25 protein-coding genes are annotated in these 19559 nt (G+C 64.0%); 24 read left to right on the top strand and 1 reads right to left on the bottom strand.

The genetic code is table 11. The features are described from left to right. The first annotated feature begins 11 nt into the window (after positions 1-11). Positions 12-1319: a trigger factor gene (locus tag C1A15_RS13990; RefSeq protein ID WP_101723131.1), complete on the top strand. Its 1308-nt coding sequence runs from the start codon at positions 12-14 to the stop codon at positions 1317-1319. A gap of 110 nt (positions 1320-1429) precedes the next feature. Here C1A15_RS13990 and C1A15_RS13985 read toward each other — a convergent pair whose 3' ends face one another. Beyond that, on the bottom strand, positions 1430-3376 hold the full coding sequence (locus C1A15_RS13985) for a putative bifunctional diguanylate cyclase/phosphodiesterase (protein WP_101723130.1): 1947 nt from the start codon (positions 3374-3376) through the stop codon (positions 1430-1432). A gap of 424 nt (positions 3377-3800) precedes the next feature. Between C1A15_RS13985 and rplB the strand changes: the two genes are divergently transcribed. The 23 genes from rplB to C1A15_RS13870 all read left to right on the top strand — a co-directional run bounded on the left by rplB (position 3801) and on the right by C1A15_RS13870 (position 19481). Continuing rightward, positions 3801-4631 (top strand): 50S ribosomal protein L2, encoded by an 831-nt coding sequence (gene rplB, locus C1A15_RS13980; protein ID WP_009306353.1) that lies wholly within the window; start codon positions 3801-3803, stop codon positions 4629-4631. Between the two features lie 22 nt (positions 4632-4653). Continuing rightward, complete coding sequence (gene rpsS / locus C1A15_RS13975; protein ID WP_009306352.1) at positions 4654-4929, top strand: 30S ribosomal protein S19; 276 nt, start codon at positions 4654-4656, stop codon at positions 4927-4929. 15 nt (positions 4930-4944) lie between these two features. Continuing rightward, on the top strand, positions 4945-5286 hold the full coding sequence (rplV, locus tag C1A15_RS13970; protein ID WP_101723129.1) for a 50S ribosomal protein L22: 342 nt from the start codon (positions 4945-4947) through the stop codon (positions 5284-5286). A 5-nt stretch (positions 5287-5291) separates the two neighbouring features. Next, complete coding sequence (gene rpsC / locus C1A15_RS13965; RefSeq protein ID WP_101723128.1) at positions 5292-6005, top strand: 30S ribosomal protein S3; 714 nt, start codon at positions 5292-5294, stop codon at positions 6003-6005. Beyond that, positions 6006-6428, top strand: coding sequence for a 50S ribosomal protein L16 (gene rplP, locus C1A15_RS13960; RefSeq protein WP_101723127.1), 423 nt, complete (start codon positions 6006-6008; stop codon positions 6426-6428). Next, positions 6429-6623: a 50S ribosomal protein L29 gene (gene rpmC / locus C1A15_RS13955; protein ID WP_009306348.1), complete on the top strand. Its 195-nt coding sequence runs from the start codon at positions 6429-6431 to the stop codon at positions 6621-6623. It begins immediately after the preceding gene. A gap of 23 nt (positions 6624-6646) precedes the next feature. Continuing rightward, positions 6647-6907, top strand: a complete 261-nt coding sequence (rpsQ, locus tag C1A15_RS13950; protein WP_101723126.1) for a 30S ribosomal protein S17 — start codon at positions 6647-6649, stop codon at positions 6905-6907. A gap of 51 nt (positions 6908-6958) precedes the next feature. Further along, entirely contained in the window at positions 6959-7327 is a 369-nt protein-coding gene (gene rplN, locus C1A15_RS13945; RefSeq protein WP_101723125.1) for a 50S ribosomal protein L14, read from the top strand. A 13-nt stretch (positions 7328-7340) separates the two neighbouring features. Next, complete coding sequence (gene rplX / locus C1A15_RS13940) at positions 7341-7661, top strand: 50S ribosomal protein L24 (protein WP_101723124.1); 321 nt, start codon at positions 7341-7343, stop codon at positions 7659-7661. 128 nt (positions 7662-7789) lie between these two features. After that, complete coding sequence (gene rplE / locus C1A15_RS13935; RefSeq protein WP_101723123.1) at positions 7790-8341, top strand: 50S ribosomal protein L5; 552 nt, start codon at positions 7790-7792, stop codon at positions 8339-8341. A gap of 107 nt (positions 8342-8448) precedes the next feature. Further along, positions 8449-8634, top strand: coding sequence for a type Z 30S ribosomal protein S14 (locus C1A15_RS13930; protein WP_101723122.1), 186 nt, complete (start codon positions 8449-8451; stop codon positions 8632-8634). A gap of 107 nt (positions 8635-8741) precedes the next feature. Beyond that, a complete protein-coding gene (rpsH, locus tag C1A15_RS13925) occupies positions 8742-9140 on the top strand; it encodes a 30S ribosomal protein S8 (RefSeq protein ID WP_101723121.1) in 399 nt (132 codons plus the stop codon). Between the two features lie 16 nt (positions 9141-9156). Beyond that, positions 9157-9699, top strand: coding sequence for a 50S ribosomal protein L6 (gene rplF, locus C1A15_RS13920; RefSeq protein WP_101723120.1), 543 nt, complete (start codon positions 9157-9159; stop codon positions 9697-9699). A gap of 36 nt (positions 9700-9735) precedes the next feature. Beyond that, positions 9736-10104, top strand: a complete 369-nt coding sequence (gene rplR, locus C1A15_RS13915; protein WP_101723119.1) for a 50S ribosomal protein L18 — start codon at positions 9736-9738, stop codon at positions 10102-10104. Between the two features lie 15 nt (positions 10105-10119). After that, positions 10120-10647 carry a 30S ribosomal protein S5 gene (gene rpsE / locus C1A15_RS13910; RefSeq protein WP_101723118.1) on the top strand — a complete coding sequence of 176 codons (528 nt, stop codon included), beginning with the start codon at positions 10120-10122 and terminating at the stop codon, positions 10645-10647. After that, positions 10647-10838 carry a 50S ribosomal protein L30 gene (rpmD, locus tag C1A15_RS13905; RefSeq protein ID WP_101723117.1) on the top strand — a complete coding sequence of 64 codons (192 nt, stop codon included), beginning with the start codon at positions 10647-10649 and terminating at the stop codon, positions 10836-10838. The genes rpsE and rpmD overlap by 1 nt, the downstream gene beginning before the upstream one ends. 143 nt (positions 10839-10981) lie before the next feature. Then, the gene (rplO, locus tag C1A15_RS13900) at positions 10982-11431 is read left to right on the top strand and encodes a 50S ribosomal protein L15 (RefSeq protein WP_101723116.1); all 450 of its coding nucleotides are present in this window, start codon (positions 10982-10984) and stop codon (positions 11429-11431) included. After that, a complete protein-coding gene (gene secY / locus C1A15_RS13895) occupies positions 11425-12705 on the top strand; it encodes a preprotein translocase subunit SecY (RefSeq protein ID WP_101723115.1) in 1281 nt (426 codons plus the stop codon). Before rplO ends, secY begins: the two co-directional genes overlap by 7 nt. Positions 12706-13109: 404 nt before the next feature. Then, a complete protein-coding gene (locus C1A15_RS13890; protein ID WP_101723114.1) occupies positions 13110-13736 on the top strand; it encodes an adenylate kinase in 627 nt (208 codons plus the stop codon). A gap of 94 nt (positions 13737-13830) precedes the next feature. Beyond that, a complete protein-coding gene (locus tag C1A15_RS13885; RefSeq protein ID WP_101723113.1) occupies positions 13831-16008 on the top strand; it encodes a cytochrome C oxidase Cbb3 in 2178 nt (725 codons plus the stop codon). Between the two features lie 39 nt (positions 16009-16047). Continuing rightward, positions 16048-16776 carry a glucosamine-6-phosphate deaminase gene (nagB, locus tag C1A15_RS13880; RefSeq protein ID WP_101723112.1) on the top strand — a complete coding sequence of 243 codons (729 nt, stop codon included), beginning with the start codon at positions 16048-16050 and terminating at the stop codon, positions 16774-16776. Next, positions 16767-17903 (top strand): N-acetylglucosamine-6-phosphate deacetylase, encoded by a 1137-nt coding sequence (gene nagA / locus C1A15_RS13875; protein ID WP_101723111.1) that lies wholly within the window; start codon positions 16767-16769, stop codon positions 17901-17903. The genes nagB and nagA overlap by 10 nt, the downstream gene beginning before the upstream one ends. A gap of 165 nt (positions 17904-18068) precedes the next feature. Beyond that, complete coding sequence (locus C1A15_RS13870; RefSeq protein ID WP_101723110.1) at positions 18069-19481, top strand: L-cystine transporter; 1413 nt, start codon at positions 18069-18071, stop codon at positions 19479-19481. Positions 19482-19559 lie beyond the last annotated feature (78 nt).

Raw genomic sequence — 19559 nt, 5'->3', positions numbered from 1 at the left:
GGGGACTCCTTATGAAGGTAACCGAAAAGAAGCTCGACGACGGCCGCATCCTGCTCGAGGCCGTCGCGTCCACCGCCGAGGTCAGCCACGCCCTCACGGTGGCGCAATACGGGTTCGCCCAGCAGATGGGCATCCAGCCCACGCCGGGCATGTCCGTGGAGCAGGCCGTGGAGAAGCAGCTGGGCATCAAGGATCTCGACGCCGTCGTACAGCAGCAGGCCATCGAGTACCTCGTGCCGTTCGCCATCGACAAGCGCAACATCACCCCGGCCTTTCCCGCCCAGCCGAAGGCCGACGGCCCGCTCAAGCGCGGCCAGACGTTCTCGTTCGAGCTGCGCGTTGCGCCGAAGCCCGACTACGAGCTGACGTCGTACGAGCCCGTGTCCATCACCGTGCCGCCCTTCGAGGTGGAGCAGGCCGAGGTTGAGGCGCAGATCGCCCAGATCGCCGAGAGCTACGCGGAGTTCGTCGCGTGCGAGCCGCATCCGGTGGAGAAGGGCGACGGCTTCCTGCTGGCGCTCGACGCCTCCCAGAACGGCGAGAAGATGGACAACCTGTCCACCGAAGGGCGCACGTACCTCACCGGCATGGGCCTCATGCCCGAGGACTTCGAGAAGCATCTCATCGGCATGAACGTGGGCGAGACGAAGTCGTTCTCGTTCGATCTGCCGGGCCTGAACGCCGGCGACAAGGGCGACACCATCGACTGCACCGTCACCGTCAAGGAGATGCAGGAGAAGGTCATCCCCGCCATCGACGACGAGTGGGTGGCGAAGAACCTGCCCATGTACCGCGACGCGGCCGCGCTGCGCGGCGGCATAACCGACCGCCTGACGGCCGACCGCCGCGCCCAGTACGAGGCGTACAAGCTGCAGGTGGCGGCCTCCGAGCTGGCCAAGCGCTTCCAGGGGCGCATCCAGGACGAGGTGTACGAGGCCATGCAGAAGACGCTCGTGTCCAACCTGCGCGGCCAGCTGCAGCAGCAGGGCATCCCGTTCGAGCAGTTCGTGCAGAGCCAGGGCGGCGAGCAGCAGTTCGGCATGCTCATGATGATGCAGACCCGCGAGATGCTCGTGCAGGGCTATGCGCTCGACGCGCTGTTCCGCCACGAGAAGCTCACGCTCACCGACGAGGACATCGACGCGGCCTGCCGCTCGATGAACCCGCAGAACCCCGACGCCGTGAAGCGCGAGATGCAGGAGAACGGGCGCGGGTTCGCCCTGCGCGAGGCCGCCGAGCGCATGAAGGCGAACCAGTGGCTGCTCGACCACGCCGAGGTCACCGTGGAGGACGCGAAGGAGCCGGCGCCGCAGCAGTAAGCGCCGCACGTCCTCGAACGCGGACGAGGGGGAACGCGACTTCGATCGAATGCGAGAAGGGGGAAGGTTTCGGCCGGTTCCCCCTTCTTTGCTCGTTGCGAGGCGACCCCCTAGGAGCGCTCGCTCGCCGCGATGGTGGCCGCCGCATCGCCGGGCGGCAGCGGCCGGGAGAACAGGTAGCCCTGCATGAGGTCGCAGCCGCAGTGGCCGAGGTAGGCGCGCTGCCCCTCGGTCTCCACGCCCTCCGTCAGCGCCTCGGAGCCGATGGACGAGAAGCAGGCGATGAGGTACGGCAAGAACGCCGCGTTGTCGCTTCCGATGGTGGCCGACCACAGGATGCTCTTGTCGATCTTCACCACGTCGAACGGCAAGTTCAGCACCGTGGACAGGTTCGAGTAGCCCGTGCCGAAGTCGTCGAGGTAAAAGCGCACGCCCTCTTCGTTCATGCGGGTCATGAACGAGCGCACGGCTTCGGGGTTCGCGATGATGGCGCTCTCGGTGATCTCGATGCGCAGGCACGATGCCGGGATGCCGTGGCGCTCCACGATGGCGAGCACCTTTTCCGCCAGGTCGTTCTGGACGAACTGCACCGTCGAGAAGTTCACCGACACGCCGCGAAAGCCGGTGCCCGGATGCTCGGCGCGGTAGGCTTGCACGAACGCGCACGCCTGGTCGAGCACCTCGTAGGTGAGCTCGGGGATGATGCCGGTCTCCTCTGCGATGGGAATGAACTCGTCGGGCGGGATGGGGCCCAGCTCGTCGTCGTACAGCCGGCACAACGCCTCGGCGGTGACGAAGGCGCCCGCTTTCTCGGACCAGATGGGCTGGTAGTGCACGGTCAGGCTGTTGTCGGCCACCGCCTGGCGCACGATGTCGGCGATGGTGCTGCGCCGGTTGATGGCGTCCATGATGGCGGGCGTGCAGATGCACGACGACCCCGATTCGAGGTGCTTCGCCTTTGCGGCGGTGTACTCGAGGGCCGCCACCACGTCGGCCGGAGCATGGGCGATGTCGGGGTAGGACACCACGCCGATCGCGGCTGCCATCGTGTAGGAATAACCGCCGATGGTCCAGGGTTCTTCCAGGCGCTTGCGCAGGGCGTCGAGCACCGCCGTCGCATCGTGGCTCGGGTCGTTGCGCGCCTCCTCGTCGTCCAAGAGCAGCGCGAACTGGTCGCCGCTGTAGCGGTAGACGCGCACGGTGGGCCCGAGGGTCTCGAGGAACTGCGCGAACTGGCGCAGGAAGCGGTCGCCGTTGTCATGCCCGAACTTGTCGTTGATGAACTTGAAGTTTGACAGCGACACGAGCAGCGTGGTGAACGGCCGCCGCTTGTCGTGCATGAGCGCCACCATGGACAGGAACTCCTGGCGGTTCGGCGTGCCGGTCAGCAGGTCCACCGACAGGCGCTTGTTCTGCAGGTACAGGTAGATGATCAGCAGCGAGCACGCCGCGGCCGATCCGGACAGCAGGTAGGAAGGGAACATCTGCTGCACCGCGATGACGCCCACGGCCACGAGCGGGAACACCGCCAGGATGCGCTTGATGGCCGGGTCGATGGGGGAGCGCGTGAACACGACGAGCGCGAAGCACGCGATGCAGTAGAAGTAGAACACGAGGTACGTGGTCAGGATGAGCGGGCCTTGATGGTAGCCGCCCGCGTCGTCGAACCAGAACAGGCAGTCCGTGGCGAAGTTCGCGACGACGCAGAAGAAGTACAGCACGCAGGGAATGGCGCTCACGGCGATCTGCCAGCGTCCCACCGAACGCGCCTCGCCGACCACGGCGACGGCGTAGTAGAAGTACACGGTGCCCAGAAGCGGCGTGAGCACGAAGTAGACGGCCGTCACGAGCCAGGTGAGGGGCAGCAGCTCCACGGGCGCGTAGGCGATCATGAGCGTGGAGGCCAGGTTCGTCCCGATGGCGCCCAGCGTGGTGACGAGGCAGAGTCGGAACAGCAGGTTCTTGCGCGAGGGAACCGCATGGCTTTTGCGCGAGTACACCGAGATGATGAGCACGATGATGAAGGCGATCATTTCCGCCGAGACGTTCCATGCCATAGTGTCCGCGTCCACGCTTTCTCGCGACTTCCCCTATGCGCCAAGCGCATCGCCCACATTGTACCCTACCTTGGGCTCCGCACGCGCGCATTTGGCAGGGGGATGCGACGTTGCACCCGCGGTTGAACCGCCTGCGCCGCGTGCTCGCGGCGCAGGCGGCGGGGGAGGCCCGCAGGGGCGTGCACGCGTGGAGCACTTGTGCGCAGGTTGTGTCCGAGAAATTGCTTCTTGAATACAAGGCGTTTTCTGCGTATAATTCTCGGTTGCGTCTGGACTTAGATGGATACACCCGGACGCGTGGCAACCGGAGTCGCACGTACCCAGCCTCCCTGCGGTACACCGGCGGCAATCGGAGCCACGAAGAGACGAAGGATTTTCGGTGTACGGAGAGGCGTGCGAGCGAGAATCCGCAGAAAGGAAAGCAATGGGAGTCAAACAGTACAAGCCGACCAGCCCCGGCCGACGCTTCCAAACGGTCTCGGACTTTGCCGAGATCACGACGTCGACGCCGGAGAAGTCGCTGCTTGCGCCGCTGTCCAACAAGGCAGGACGCAACAACAACGGCCGCATCACCACCCGTCACCAGGGCGGTGGCAACAAGCGCCGTTACCGCATCATCGACTTCAAGCGCAACAAGGACGGCGTCCCCGCGAAGGTCGCGACCATCGAGTACGACCCGAACCGCAGCGCCCGCATCGCCCTGTTGCACTACGTTGACGGCGAGAAGCGCTACATCCTTCATCCGAAGGGCCTCCGCGTGGGCGACACCGTCATGAGCGGCGTCGAGGCCGACATCAAGCCGGGCAACGCCCTGCCGTTGGCCAACATCCCCGTCGGTACGCTCATCCACGCCGTGGAGCTGCAGCCGGGCAAGGGCGCGGCTATCGCCCGTTCCGCCGGCACGAGCATCCAGCTCATGGGCAAGGAAGGCGACTACGCCATCCTGCGCATGCCTTCCTCCGAAATGCGCCGCGTGCTTATCACGTGCCGCGCGACGGTGGGCGAGGTCGGCAACGCCGAGCATTCCAACATCAAGATCGGCAAGGCCGGTCGCAACCGTTGGAAGGGCATCCGTCCGAGCGTCCGCGGTACCGTCATGAACCCGGTCGACCACCCGCACGGCGGCGGCGAGGGCAAGAACAAGTCCGCTGGTCGTCACCCGGTCACCCCGTGGGGCGTTCCCACGAAGGGCCATCGCACCCGCAATCCCAAGAAGGCTTCGAGCCGCTTGATCATCCGCCGTCGCAAGAAGTAGCGCAAAGCGTTAAGGAGTAATAGTGAGTAGAAGTTTGAAGAAGGGTCCTTTCGTTGAACCGCGACTTCTTGATCGTATCGAGAAGATGAATGCGGCGGGCGAGAAGAACGTCGTGAAGACCTGGTCGCGCTCGAGCACCATCTTCCCGGAAATGGTGGGTCACACCATCGCCGTGCACGATGGCCGCAAGCACGTGCCGGTATACGTTACGGAATCCATGGTCGGCCACAAGCTGGGCGAATTCGCCCCGACCCGCACGTTCAAGGGTCATTCCGCCGACAAGGGCAAGAAGAGATAAGAAGGGGTGAAAACAATGGAAGCTAAAGCAATTGCACGCTACGTCCGCGTTTCGCCCCGCAAGGCGCGCATCGTCATCGATCTGATTCGTGGCAAGTCCGTGCCCGCCGCTCGCGAGATCCTGCAGTTCTCCGACCGCGCCATCGCCGAGGTCGTCGCCAAGACGCTGAACTCCGCTGTCGCCAACGCCGAGAACCAGCACCACGTGCGTCCGGAAACGCTCGTCGTGAAGACGGCCTTCGCCGACGAAGGCCCCACGCTCAAGCGCATCCGTCCGCGCGCCAAGGGCTCCGCTTCGCGCATCCGCAAGCGCACGAGCCATATCACCATCATCGTTGCACCGCGAGAGGAGGCATAAGCCGCATGGGTCAGAAAGTAAGCCCCACCGGGTTCCGCCTCGGCATCACCGAGGAATGGCGTAGCCGCTGGTATGCCGACAAAGACTATGCCAAGAACCTGGCAAACGACTTGGCCATCAGGAAGTTTTTGGACAAGCAGCTCGCCCGTGCCGCCGTCTCCAAGGTCGAGATCGAGCGCGCTGGCGACAAGATCAAGATCATCGTGACCACCGCCCGCCCGGGCGTCGTGATCGGCAAGAAGGGCGCTGAGATCGACTCGCTGCGCAAGAAGCTCGAGAAGGTCGCCAACGGCCCCGTGTCCATCGAGGTCGTCGAGGTCAAGCGTCCCGAGCTCGACGCCGCGCTCATCGCGCAGTCCGTCGCCGAGCAGCTCGAGGGCCGTGTTGCCTTCCGTCGCGCCATGCGCAAGGCGGTCCAGTCCGCCCGCAAGAGCGGCGCCAAGGGCATCCGCATCCAGTGCTCCGGCCGTCTCGGCGGTGCCGAGATGAGCCGTCGCGAGTGGTATCGCGAGGGTCGCGTGCCGCTGCACACGCTGCGCGCCAAGATCGACTACGGTTTCGCCACGGCCGCCACGACGATGGGCTCCATCGGCGTGCAGGTGTGGGTGTACCACGGCGAAGTGCTCCCCGGCCAGAAGGCGCCCCAGCCGGCGCTCGAGGGCAGCTCTCGCCCCAGCCGTCCCCGTCGCAACGATCGTAACGATAGGAGGGCAAAGTAAATGCTCGTACCTAAGCGCGTTAAGCACCGCAAGGTGCAGCGTGGTTCCATGAAGGGCAAGGCCAAAGGCGGCACCCGGTTGAACCACGGCGAATATGGCATCCAGGCGCTCGAAGCCGCATGGATCACCAACCGTCAGATTGAGGCAGCCCGTATCGCCATGACCCGCTACATGAAGCGTGGCGGTAAAGTGTGGATCACGATCTTCCCGGACAAGCCCATCACGCAGAAGCCTGCCGAGACCCGCATGGGCTCCGGCAAGGGCAACCCCGAGGCGTGGGTCGCGGTCGTCAAGCCCGGCCGCATCATGTTCGAGATCGGCGGCGTCGATCAGGAGACCGCTAAGGAAGCGCTCCGTCTCGCCATCAACAAGTTGCCCATCAAGTGCAAGATTGTTTCTCGTGAAACGGAAGGGCAGGAATAAATGAAAGCAGCAGAGATCCGTGAGCTGTCTGCCGACGATTTGCAGGCGAAACTCAAGGAAGCGCGCGCGGAGCTTTTCAACCTGCGCTTCCAGATGGCCACGAGCCAGCTTGACAACACCGCCCGCGTGAAGCAGGTCAAAAAGGACATCGCGCGTATTCAGACCGAGATGCGCGCCCGCGAGCTGAGCGCTTAGCTCGTCAGGAAGGTAGAGTACCCATGAGCGAAGATCGTAACTCCCGCAAGGTTCGTCAGGGCGTCGTCGTGAGCGCCGTCAACGACAAGACCTGCGTCGTGCAAGTCAAGGAGCGCAAGCCGCATCCGGTGTACGGCAAGATGATGACGACGACGAAGAAGTTCCATGCCCATGACGAGAACAACGAAGCCGGCCTCGGCGACACCGTTCAGATCATGGAAACGCGTCCGCTGTCGAAGATGAAGCGCTGGCGCCTCGTCAAGATCGTCGAGAAGGCCCAGTAGCCTCGCGCGTTTATCGCGAGAGACTATCGAGATGAAAGTTAGGTTGAAGCAATGATTCAGATGCAAACCATGCTCGCAGTGGCCGATAACTCCGGCGCTCGCAAGGTGCAGTGCATCAAGGTCCTGGGCGGCTCCAAGCGCCGCTACGCGGGACTGGGCGATGTCATCATCTGCAGCGTTAAAGAAGCCGCGCCGAACACCAACGTGAAGAAGGGCGATGTCGTCCGCTGCGTGGTCGTGCGCGTGAAGAAGGAAGTTCGTCGTCCCGACGGCAGCTACATCAAGTTCGATCAGAACGCAGCTGTCCTGATCGACACGAACGGCGCGCCGCGCGGCACGCGTATCTTCGGGCCCGTCGCCCGCGAGCTGCGCGACAAGAAGTACATGAAGATCGTGTCCCTGGCTCCCGAAACGCTCTAAGGAGGTGTGCGCAATGAACAGCATGAACATCAAAAAGGGCGATAAGGTGAAGGTCCTGGCCGGTAAGGACAAGGGCAAGGAAGCCACGGTCCTGCGCGCGCTCCCGCAGAAGGAACGCGTCGTGGTCGAGAAGGTCAACGTCGTCAAGAAGGCGCTGCGTCCCACGCAGCAGAACCCGCAGGGCGGCATCTCCTCGGTGGAGGCCCCCATCCACGTGTCGAACGTGATGCTGGTGTGCCCGAGCTGCAAGCAGCCCACGCGCGTCAGCAACAAGCGCGACGAGAACGGCAAGAAGGTCCGCGTCTGCAAGAAGTGCGGCAAGGACATCGACTAGGTAGACGAAGGTGGCGCGGCGCTTCGGCGGCGTGCCCCTTCGAGCAATGACCCCCGCCGGCCACGAGGCCGGTTGGGGACGCAGGGTCGGAAATCCTGCGTTTAATTCATCGAAAGGATTAAGGACATATGACTGCTCCTCGCTTGAAGGAAAAGTACACCAACGAGATCGTGGCCAAGCTCGAGAAGGAACTGGGCTTCGACAACGTGAACAAGGTTCCGCGTCTCGAGAAGATCGTCGTGAACATGGGCGTGGGCGCCGCTGCGGCCGACCACAAGCTGCTCGACGCCGCCATGGGCGACCTGCGCATCATCACGGGCCAGCAGCCCTGCGTCACGCGCGCCAAGAAGTCCATCGCCGGTTTCCATGTGCGCGAGGGCCAGCCTATCGGCTGCAAGGTCACCCTGCGCGGCGACCGCATGTGGGAGTTCCTCGACCGTCTGCTGGCCACCGCGCTTCCCCGCGTGCGCGACTTCCGCGGCATCTCGCCGACCAGCTTCGACGGCCGTGGCAACTACACCATGGGCGTGACCGAGCAGCTCATCTTCTCGGAGATCGACTACGACAAGATCGATCGTACGCGCGGCATGGACATCACGTTCGTGACGACCGCTCAGAACGACGACGACGCCTTCGCGCTGCTCGACGCGCTGGGCTTCCCGTTCAAGGACAAGGAATAACAGCCCGCGAAACTCCGCCCAAGGCTGTCGCTGGCAGCCTGCGCTGCAAGTGCACTCGAGCCTGTCCGGATGATCGGACGGGCTGGATATAAGAAAGAAGGATTTGCATGGCTAAGAAATCGATGGTCGCCAAGGCCAAGCGCGAGCCGAAGTTCTCGACGCGTCAGCACAATCGCTGCACGCGCTGCGGACGTCCCCGCGCCTACTACCGCAAGTTCGGCCTGTGCCGTATCTGCTTGCGCGAGTTGGCCAACAAAGGCGAACTGCCCGGCGTGACCAAGGCCTCGTGGTAGGCGCTACGACGGACTACGCTCGGGTGTGCCACGGTTCAGGCGGAGGCGTTATGGGCGCCGACGAACCGAACCGATAGGCTCATCACGGACCAAAGGAGAAAATCACTATGACCATGACCGACCCCATTGCAGATATGCTTACGCGCGTGCGTAACGCTAACTCTGCCGGCAAGCCGACGGTGTCCATGCCGTCGAGCAAGAAACTTGTCGAGATAGCCCGCATCATGCAGGAAGAGGGCTATGTCCAGGGCTTCGACGTCGTCGAGGGCGAGCCGCGCGCGACGCTCGAGATCACGTTGAAGTACGGCGACAAGAAGGCCAAGACGATCCGCGGCATCAAGCGCATCTCGAAGCCCGGCCTGCGTATCTACGCGGGCAAGGACGAGCTGCCTCGCGTGCTCGGCGGCCTCGGCACGGCGATCATTTCGACGAGCAACGGCGTGATGACCGATCGCGACGCCCGCAAAAAGGGCGTTGGCGGCGAAGTCATCGCCTACATCTGGTAGGAAAGGGAGGTTTGATATGTCTCGTATCGGCAAACAGCCCATCACCGTTCCTGCCGGCGTCGATGTGACCATCGACGGCACCACCGTGACGGTGAAGGGCCCGAAGGGCGAGCTCACGCGTAGCTTCCCCTCCATCATGATCATCAAGCGCGAAGGCGACGACGTTCTCGTCGAGCGCCCGAACGACACCCGCGAAGCCAAGGCCTACCACGGCCTCGTGCGCACGCTCATCGCCAACATGGTGGAAGGCGTGTCCACGGGCTTCACCAAGAAGCTCCAGCTCGTCGGCGTCGGCTATCGTGCCGCGCTCAAGGGCAAGGACCTGGAGCTGCAGCTCGGCTTCTCGCACCCGGTTTCCATTGAAGCCCCCGAGAACATCACGTTCGAAGTCCCGAGCCAGACCGAGATCATCGTGTCGGGCCCGAGCAAGGAGCAGGTTGGCCAGGTGGCCGCCAACATCCGCAAGTGGCGCAAGCCTGAGCCGTACAAGGGCAAGGGCATCCGCTACGAGGGCGAGCACGTCCGCCGTAAGCTCGGCAAGGCCGCTAAGGGCGACTAAGCGTAGCCGCGAACGATTGAGATCGAAGGGATTATCATGAACAAGCTTCAGAAAAAGCAAGCTGCGCTGGCTCGTCGCCATCGTCGCGTTCGCGGAAAGATCGCCGGTACGGCGGCTCGTCCCCGCGTGTGCGTCACGCGCAGCAACTCCAACCTGTACGTGCAGGTGATCGACGACGTCGCCGGCAAGACGATCTGCGGCGTTTCCACGCTCGGCCCTGACTTCAAGGCCACGGGCAAGAGCGGCGCGACCGTCGAGGGCGCTGCCGCGCTCGGCGAGATCGTGGGCAAGAAGGCGCAGGAATCCGGTGTCACGGAAGTCGTGTTCGACCGTGGCGGCAACCTGTATCACGGGCGCATCAAGGCTTTGGCCGATGCCGCTCGCGAAGCAGGCTTGAAATTCTAGAAGGGGTTAAGGTCTATGGCTCGTAACAAACAAGACAACGCCGCGGTCCCCGAGCTTCAGGAACGCGTCGTCTACATCAACCGCGTGTCCAAGGTTGTCAAGGGCGGCCGCCGCTTCGCGCTTACCGCGCTCGTGGTGGTCGGCGACGGCAACGGCCGCGTCGGCGTGGGCATGGGCAAGTCCCAGGAAGTGCCGATCGCCATCAAGAAGGGCGTCGAGGACGCGAAGAAGAACATGTTCAGCGTGCCGCTGACGGCCGAGAAGACGCTGCCGCACGAGATCGTCGGCGAGTACGGTGCCGGCCGCGTGCTCATCAAGCCGGCTACGCCCGGTACCGGCGTTATCGCCGGCGGCGCTGCCCGTGCGGTCATGGAGCTCGCCGGCGTGACCGACGTGTTCGCCAAGTCGCTCGGCACCGACAACGTGATGAACGTGGTCAAGGCGACCGCCGAGGGCCTCAAGAGCATGGAGAGCCCCGAGCAGGTCGCGGAGCGCCGCGGTCTGTCCGTCGCTCAGATCTATGGCTGGAAGGAGCAGAAGTAATGGCTGACGCAAAGAAGACGCTGCGCATCACCCAGGTGAAGAGCTCCATCGGCTTCAAGGAAGATCAGGCCAAGACGCTGCGCGCGCTGGGCCTCGGCAAGATCAACCGCTCGGTGGACCAGGTGGACAACGAGTCCGTCCGCGGCATGATCTTCAAGGTGAAGCACCTCGTCAAGGTTGAGGAAATCTAAACTCCTTGGTCCTTGGCAAGTAAGATATAATGATTCGTCGGCGTGCCGCAACGGCACGCCGATGGTCGATTTACGGAAGTTTGCTGGCGGCGAGCTGCCAGCGCCGGGATGCGTCCCGGACAGCGAAAGAAGGAGAAACGAACATGGAACTCAAGGATCTCAAGCCGGCTGAAGGTTCGCGCAAGCCCCGCAAGCGCGTTGGTCGCGGTCCCGCGTCCGGCACCGGCAAGACGGCCGGCCGTGGCATGAACGGCCAGAAGTCGCGTGCTGGCGGCGGCAAGGGTGCCGGCTTCGAGGGCGGTCAGACGCCGCTCGCTCGTCGTCTTCCCAAGCTCCCCGGCTTCAAGAACATCAACCACGTGGAGTACCTGCCCGTCAACGTCAAGCGTCTCGAGGACGTCTTCGAGGCCGGCGACGTGGTGAACGGCGAGAGCCTCAAGGCCAAGGGTGTCATCAAGCACGCCGACGCGCTCGTGAAGGTGCTCGGCGACGGCGAGATCACCAAGGCCCTCACCGTGCAGGTGGATAAGGTGTCTGCTTCGGCCAAGGCGAAAATCGAAGCAGCCGGAGGAAAGGTCGAAGAGCCTTGCTAAGCTCGATCATCGATGCATTCAAGGTACCGGAGCTGCGCAAGAAGATCTTGTTCACTCTGGCCATCCTCGCGCTGTATCGTTTCGGCGCGTACGTGCCGGTGCCCGGTATCCCGTTCAACGAGTTCGCGAACTCGTTCCAGGATTCGGGCGTGTCCATGACCATGCTCGACCTGTTCACGGGCGGCGCGCTGTCGAACTTCTCGGTGTTCTCGCTCGGCATCATGCCCTACATCACGGCATCGATCATCATGCAGCTGATGCAGGGCGTGATCCCCGCCATCGGCCGTTGGGCCAAGGAAGGCGAGACGGGTCGTCGCAAGATCACGCAGATCACGCGCTACCTGACGCTGGGCCTGGGCCTGATCAACGCCATCGGCTACCTGCTGCTGTTCAAGTCGCCGCAGTACGGCGTGGTGTTCTCCACCGAGGTGCCGGAGATCCTCACCGACATCCTCGTCGTGTTCACGCTCGTGGCGGGCACCGCGTTCATCATGTGGATGGGCGAGCTCATCACGCAGCGCGGCATCGGCAACGGCATGTCGCTCATCATCTTCGTGAGCATCGTGTCGCGCGTGCCGAGCGCCATCTTCTCGTCGATGAACCTGACGGCGGACACGGGCATGGGCATCGCCATCACGGTGCTGACCCTGATCGTGGTGCTTGCCTGCATCCCGGCGATCATCTTCGTGGAACGCGCGCAGCGCCGCATCCCGGTGAACTACGCCAAGCGCGTGCAGGGTCGCAAGATGATGGGCGGACAGTCCACCTACATTCCCCTCAAGGTGAATGCGGCGGGCGTCATCCCGATCATCTTCGCGAGCTGCCTGATCTACTTCCCGGCGCAGCTGGCGGCCCTGTTCAACGTGGGCTGGCTGACGGCGGTGGCCGACGCCATCTCCACCGGCTGGGTCAACTGGATCCTCACCGTGCTGCTCATCGTGTTCTTCGCGTACTTCTACACCTCCATGGTGTTCAACCCGGAGGAGACGGCCGACAACCTGCGCAAGCAGGGCGGCTTCATCCCCGGCGTGCGCCCGGGCACGGCGACGGTGACGTACATCAAGAACGTGCTGCATCGCGTCACGCTGCCCGGCGGCATCTTCATCGCCGCCATCGCGGTCGTGCCGACGATCATCTTCTACTTCACCGGCAACACGCTCATTCAGGCGTTCGGCGGCACCTCGATCCTCATCATGATCGGCGTGGCCCTCGACACCATGAACAAGGTGGAAAGCCAGCTGAAGATGCACAACTACGACGGCTTCTTCAAGTAGCCTGTTCGTAAAGACAAACGCCCTGGTCAGAAAGCCGACCAGGGCGTTTTTTGTTGCCCATAACCGTTCTGTGTACAAGGTTTGTACAAAAATACCAGGCCGGCGCACATGCAGTAGCTTCTGAAAGGCCTTTGTTCTCACGAACGACCTGCCTGGTATCGAACTTGTAAATGCACGCTTCTGTCAAGCAAAACAGGCTCGTATGCCTGCAAATGGTTGACAAAAGCGTGCGCGAGCGGGAAAGGCGGACTGCGGGTGTCGGGCGCGGGTTGCTCCGCACGCTCTGCGCCCTCCCGGGTGCATTCGTGCTTTGCGGCCTGTCTTTCTGTTGAAATATGCGCTTCCGGCGCAGGGCTTTGGTACAATACGGCGCATCGATTGTATGTCGAAAGGATAGAACCATCATGAATATCGTGTTGTTGGGGGCGCCGGGTGCCGGTAAGGGCACGCAGGCGGCCAAGCTGGTCGAAGAGTTCGGTACGCCGCACATCTCCACGGGCGACATGCTCCGCGCCGCCGTGAAGGCCGGCACGCCGCTGGGCCAGAAGGCGAAGTCCTACATGGACGCGGGCGATCTCGTGCCCGACGACGTCATCATCGGCCTCGTCACCGAGCGTCTGCAGGATCCGGACACCGAGAAGGGCTTCATCCTCGACGGCTTCCCGCGCACGTCCGCCCAGGCGGTCGCGCTCGACGCCGAGCTGTCCAAGCTGGGCCGCCCGCTCGATGCGGCGCTGCTCGTGGACGTGGACCCCGAGGTCATCGTCAAGCGCCTCACCTCGCGCCGCATGTGCCGTGACTGCAACTACATCGGCACCGCTGCCGACGAGACCTGCCCCAAGTGCGGCGGCGAGATGTACCAGCGCGACGACGACAACGAGGCCACGGTGCGCAACCGCCTCGACGTGTACGAGAAGTCCACGGCGCCGCTCATCGACTACTACCGCGGCTGCGACCTGCTCGTCTCCATTGACGGCGACCGCGATCCGAACGTGGTGTACGGCGATGTGAAGCAGGCGCTGGGTCTGTAAGCGCGCCGCGCGCGGCTTTTTGCACGCAATCTTGAAGGCGGATGGGGCTTGAGCTGCCCCCTCCGCCTTTTTTCATCTATAATTCTTTACCATTATGCCGACCGTACGCCAGAACATAGCCTATGCCTATACCGGCTTCATGAGCAGGCACCGCCCGACGGTGGTCCACTTCGCCAAAAGCGCGCTCGTCATCGTGCTGATCGCGCTTCTTCTGGAGACGTTCCTGTTCAACATCAACTATTTCACGTCGGCCAAGTACAACACCATATCGCTTAACGACAAGCTCACCTTGCAGGAGACTGCCGACGACCAGTACAAGGTGACGGCGGTGAACCACGTGCTGGAGTTCTCGAACCTCAACACCGAGGTGCACAACATCTGGCTCAACTTCGATTACCTGCAACCCGCCCAGCAGCTGACGGTGAAGATCCAGTTCACCGACGACGCGCACCACACGTACTTCGACTCCACCGAGTACACGGTGGGCGTGCCGCCCGTCGAGGTGTCCACGTTCAGCGATCAGAGCGAGTACATCAACCTCAACACCACGGGCCTCGTGAAGAACCTGCGCATCGAGATCACGGGCGACGACGTGAGCTACCCCATCAAGCTGAGCGACGTGTGCATCAACGCTCATCATCCGTTCGACTTCAACACGACGCGCTTCTTCGTCTGCGTGGGCCTCTTGGCGCTTGTGTTCGCGTTTCGTCCGCGCTCCGCCATCTACCGTATCGGCATCGTCAGCGAGCCGCGCAAATCGAAAGCGGCGATCATCGCCACGGTGGCCATCGAAGTGTGCCTGCTCGGCTCGTTTTTGTTCCTGGGGTCGAACCTCGTGGGCGTCGCCACGCAAAGCTACAACAGCGGGTCGTGGGACGGCAAGAGCCTCGTCAACACGTTCGAGGTGGGCGGCGACAACGCGCAGCAGTACGCGGAGCTCGCGAAGGCCATGGCGCACGGGCAGCTGTACCTGGAAGAGGAGCCGCCGCAGTGGCTCCAAGACTCCGACGACCCCTACGACAAGGGCGCACGCGACGAGATGCAGAAGGAGACGGGGGAGTCCTACCTCTTCGACGTGGCGTACTACGAAGGGCACTACTACGTCTACTTCGGCGTGGTGCCGGTCATCCTGTTCTACCTGCCGTTCTACCTGCTTACCGGCGCGAACTTCCCCACGGCCATCGGGGTGCTCATCGCGGTGGTGGCGTTCGTGCTGGGCTGTTCGGCGCTGCTCGACCGGTTCGCGCGCTACCATTTCAAACGGGTGAGCCTGGGGCTGTACCTGCTGCTGCAGATACCGCTCGTCATGTGCTGCGGCGTGCTGTACCTGCTGAAGTTTCCGACGTTCTACTCGCTGCCCATCGCGCTGGGCCTGGCGTTCTCGGTGTGGGGCCTGTACTTCTGGATGAAGGGCCGCGCCTCGGCGGGACCCGAGAAATGGTACCTGGCAGGGTCGCTGTGCATGGCGCTCGTGGCGGGGTGCCGCCCGCAGCTGCTCGTGCTGTCGCTGCTTGCCTTCCCGCTGTTCTGGCGCACGTACATCACGAAGCGCCGGCTGCTCACCCCGCGCGGCGCGCGGGAGTTCGGCTGCCTGATCGCGCCCTACCTCGTGGTGGCTGCGGGGCTGATGGCCTACAACTACGCGCGCTTCGGCTCGTTCACGGACTTCGGCGCGAACTACAACCTCACGGTGAACGACATGACGAAGCGCGGCTGGAACATCGGGCGCTTGGCCCCGGCCCTGTTCGCGTACTTCCTGCAACCGCCGAGCGCGACGGGCGTGTTCCCGTACCTGCAAGCGGCGCCGTTCGACACCACGTACATGGGGCAGACCATCAAGGAAGTCACGTTCGGCGGCATCTTCGCGTGCCTGCCCGTGCTGTGGGTGCTGCCGTTCGCGAAGCGCATCCTCCAGCTGCGCATCAGCCAGCGCTCCACCCGCACCATCGCGGGCGTCATCATCGTGCTGCTGCTGGGCGGCGTCATCGTAGCGCTGGCCGACGCGGAGATGGCCGGCATCCTGCAGCGCTACTTCGCCGACTTCAGCTTCATGTTCCTGGCGGCGGTGGTGCTGCTCGTGTTCATCGTGAACGAGCATCTGACGCCGGGCTCCGTCGTGCAGAACCTCCTCATGAAGGTGCTGCTCGTGCTCGTGGCCGTTTCGGTGCTGTACAGCGCGCTGCTGTGCTTCGTACCCGAGACGGGCTGGTACTCGGACGTGTACCCGTGGGCGTATCAGAACATCATCGAAACCGCCCAGTTCTGGACATAGGTTCGCATTCGCATCCGTTCGATCTGAGAGAGAGGTTCTATGGAATTCATCATCGCTGAGAGCACCGAGGATATGAGCCGCCAGGCGGCCGACCGCATCGCGTCGTTCGTCGAGGCCGATCCCACGTGCGTGCTGGGTTTGGCTACGGGTACGACGCCCATCGGCCTGTACACCTGCCTCGTTGACGATTGCGCGAAGGGGAAGATCAGCTTCGCGGACGTCACCACCTTCAACCTGGACGAGTACCGCGGCCTCGATCCCGAGCACGACCAGAGCTACCGGTACTTCATGAAGAAGCACCTGTTCGACCATGTGGACATCGATCAGGCGCGCACCCATGTTCCCGAGGGGTCGAATCCCGACGCCGAGGCCGTGTGCTCGGCCTACGAGCAGGCGATCGAGGGGGCGGGCGGCATCGATCTGCAGCTGCTCGGCCTGGGGCCGAACGGCCATATCGGCTTCAACGAGCCCGAAGACACCTTCCCGAAGGCCACGCACTGCGTCGACCTCACCGAGAGCACCATCCAGGCGAACAGCCGCCTGTTCGACCGCGTCGAGGACGTGCCGCGCCAGGCCTACACCATGGGCATCGGCACCATCATGGCCGCGCGCAGCGTGCTCGTCGTGGTGGAGGGATCCCATAAGGCGGAGATCGTGAAGCAGGCGTTCTTCGGCCCGGTGACGCCCGAGGTGCCGGCGTCCATCCTGCAGTTCCACCCCAACGCCACCGTCATCGTCGATCCGGCAGCGGGCGCGCTGTGCAAGTAACGGGCGGTTCGGTTCTGACGGACGCGGGGTTCGTCTCCGCTGATATCGCGATCGAAGGCGAACGCTTCGCGGCCGTCGAGCCGCGAGGCGCGGCAACGCGCGCCGACGAAGCCGTGATCGACGCCGCGGGATGCTACGTCATACCCGGCCTCATCGACCTGCACTTCCACGGGTGCGTGGGATACGATTTCTGCGACGGCACCGAGGAGGCGATCGACGCCATCGCTCGGCATGAGGCGTCGTGCGGCGTCACGGCCATCTGCCCGGCCACGATGACCTATCCCGAGGACGTGCTCGGCCCCATCATGGACGCGGCGGCCTCCTACGAGGCAAAGCGCGACGGGGCGGCGCTCGTGGGCATCAACATGGAGGGGCCCTACATCTCGCCCGACAACATCGGAGCGCAGAACCCGGCTTACCTCCACCTGCCCGACGAGGCGATGTTCCGCCGCTTGCAGGAGCGATCGGGCGACCTCATCAAACTCGTGGACGTGGCGCCCGAAGTGGACGGGGCACTCGACTTCATCCGCTCGGTGGCGCCTGGGGTGCGCGTGTCCATCGCGCATACGCAGGCCGACTACGATACGTCGTGCGCGGCCATCAAGGCCGGCGCGCGGCAGATGACGCACCTGTGCAACGCCATGCCGCCGTTGCATCATCGCAAGCCCGGCCCCATCGGCGCCGCGTTCGACCATCCCGAGGTGACACCCGAGCTTATCGCCGACGGCGTGCACATCCATCCGTCCATGGTGCGGCTGCTGTTCGCGGCGTTCGGCAGCGAGCGCATTATCCTCATCAGCGACTCGATGATGGCGACGGGGCTCGATGACGGCGAGTACTCGCTGGGCGGCCAGGACGTCACGGTGCGCGGCAACCGCGCGACGCTGCACGACGGCACCATCGCCGGCTCGGCCACCGACCTCATGGCGTGCGTGCGCGTGGCGGTGCGCGACATGGGCATCCCGCTCGATGCAGCCGTGAGGGCGGCCAGCGCCAACCCGGCCCGCGCGCTCGGCTTGGATGGCGAGCGCGGCAGCATCGAGGTCGGCAAGATCGCCGACGCCGTCGTGCTGGACGAAGATCTCAACGTGAAGCACGTGATCGTGCGAGGCGAGCTGCTGGGGTAGGGAGGCAGAGGCTGGGGCGCCCCCCCCGCGCAGCAGGTCGACTCGGAACCCCTCCATCTCACCGTACGGTGACGCCCTTCCTTCGCGTTGGCGACGGAGGCGCGGGTTCGCTTCCTCGCATCCTATACTCTTCTTTTACGTTGTATGAAAAGGAGAGGCGAGCCTATGTCGATGGATGTCGTGCTGCCGACCGTCGGCGCTCTGGCGGTGTTCGTCGTCATGCTCGTCATGCTCAAGGCCATGCGCTCGAAAGGCCTGAGCTTCACCGTGCGGGTGTTCTCCGCCCTCGGGTTGGGCATCGTGCTGGGCCTGGGCATCCAAATGCTGCTCGGCCGCAACGGAGACGTCACGACGACGGTGCTCGACTGGATTTCCATCGTGGGGCAGGGCTATATCGGCCTGCTCAAGATGCTCGTCATGCCGCTCGTGTTCGTGGCCATCCTCGGGGCGTTCACGCGCGCGGAGGTCACCGAGCACTTCGGGCGCATCGCTGCGGTCGTGCTGGCCGTGCTGCTGGGGACGGTGACCGTCGCCGCCGTCGTAGGGTGGGGCGCGACGGTGCTGACCGGCCTCACACATGCGGGCTTCCTCGACGGCGCGACGCCCGACGCCTCGGAGCTGTCCGCGCTCGCCTCCCAGCAAGGGCAGGTGAGCGACCTTACGCTTCCTCAAGAGATCCTCTCGTTCATCCCCACGAACCCCTTCGCCGACCTCGCGGGCATGCGCTCCACGTCCACCATCGCGGTCGTCATCTTCTCAGCCATCCTCGGGGTGGCCTACCTCAGGCTGCGCGACAAGGACGGCGAGCAGGCCGACTTCTTCAAGCGCCTCATCGACAGCCTGTACGGCATCGTCATGCGCGTGGTGGCCATGGTGCTGGGGCTCACGCCCTACGGCATCCTCGCGCTCATCGCGAAGGTGATGGCCACGAGCGACTACCAGGCAATACTCGGTCTGGGGAAGTTCGTGCTCGTGTCGTACGGCGCGCTGCTGACGGTGCTCGGGGTGCACTGCCTCGTTCTGCTGGCGAACCGTGTGAACCCAGTGACGTACTTCAAGAAGGTGTTTCCCGTGCTCAGCTTCGCGTTCGTCTCGCGTTCGAGCGCGGGCGCGCTGCCGCTCAACATCGAGACGCAGCATCGCGCCCTCGGCGTGGACGGCGCCTCGGCCAACCTCGCGGCCAGCTTCGGCATGTCGATCGGGCAGAACGGATGCGCGGGCGTGTACCCGGCGATGCTCGCCACCATCGTGGCACCGACGGTGGGCATCGACGTGCTGTCGCCCGCCTTCTTCGTGCCGCTCATCGCCGTGGTTGCCATCAGCTCGTTCGGCGTGGCCGGCGTAGGCGGCGGCGCAACGTTCGCCTCGCTCATCGTGCTGGGGACGATGGGGCTGCCCATCGAGGTGGTGGCCGTGCTCGCATCGGTCGAGCCGCTCATCGACATGGGACGCACCGCGCTCAACGTGAACGACTCCTTGGTGGCCGGCATCACCGCCTCGCACGTCACCGGCAACTTCGACCGCGCGGTCCTCCACGACCCTGAAGCCCGCGTCGCCGCCGATGCCCACGTGAATTGAGATAAGAGGAGACAGAGGGACGGGGATAATGTCTCATTTCACGAATGAGACATTATCCCCGTCCCCCTTGTCTCACGC

The sequence above is a fragment of the Eggerthella timonensis genome, assembly GCF_900184265.1.
In the GTDB taxonomy this organism is placed as follows: Bacteria; Actinomycetota; Coriobacteriia; order Coriobacteriales; family Eggerthellaceae; genus Eggerthella; species Eggerthella timonensis.
This window is presented reverse-complemented; position numbering and strand designations above follow the sequence as displayed.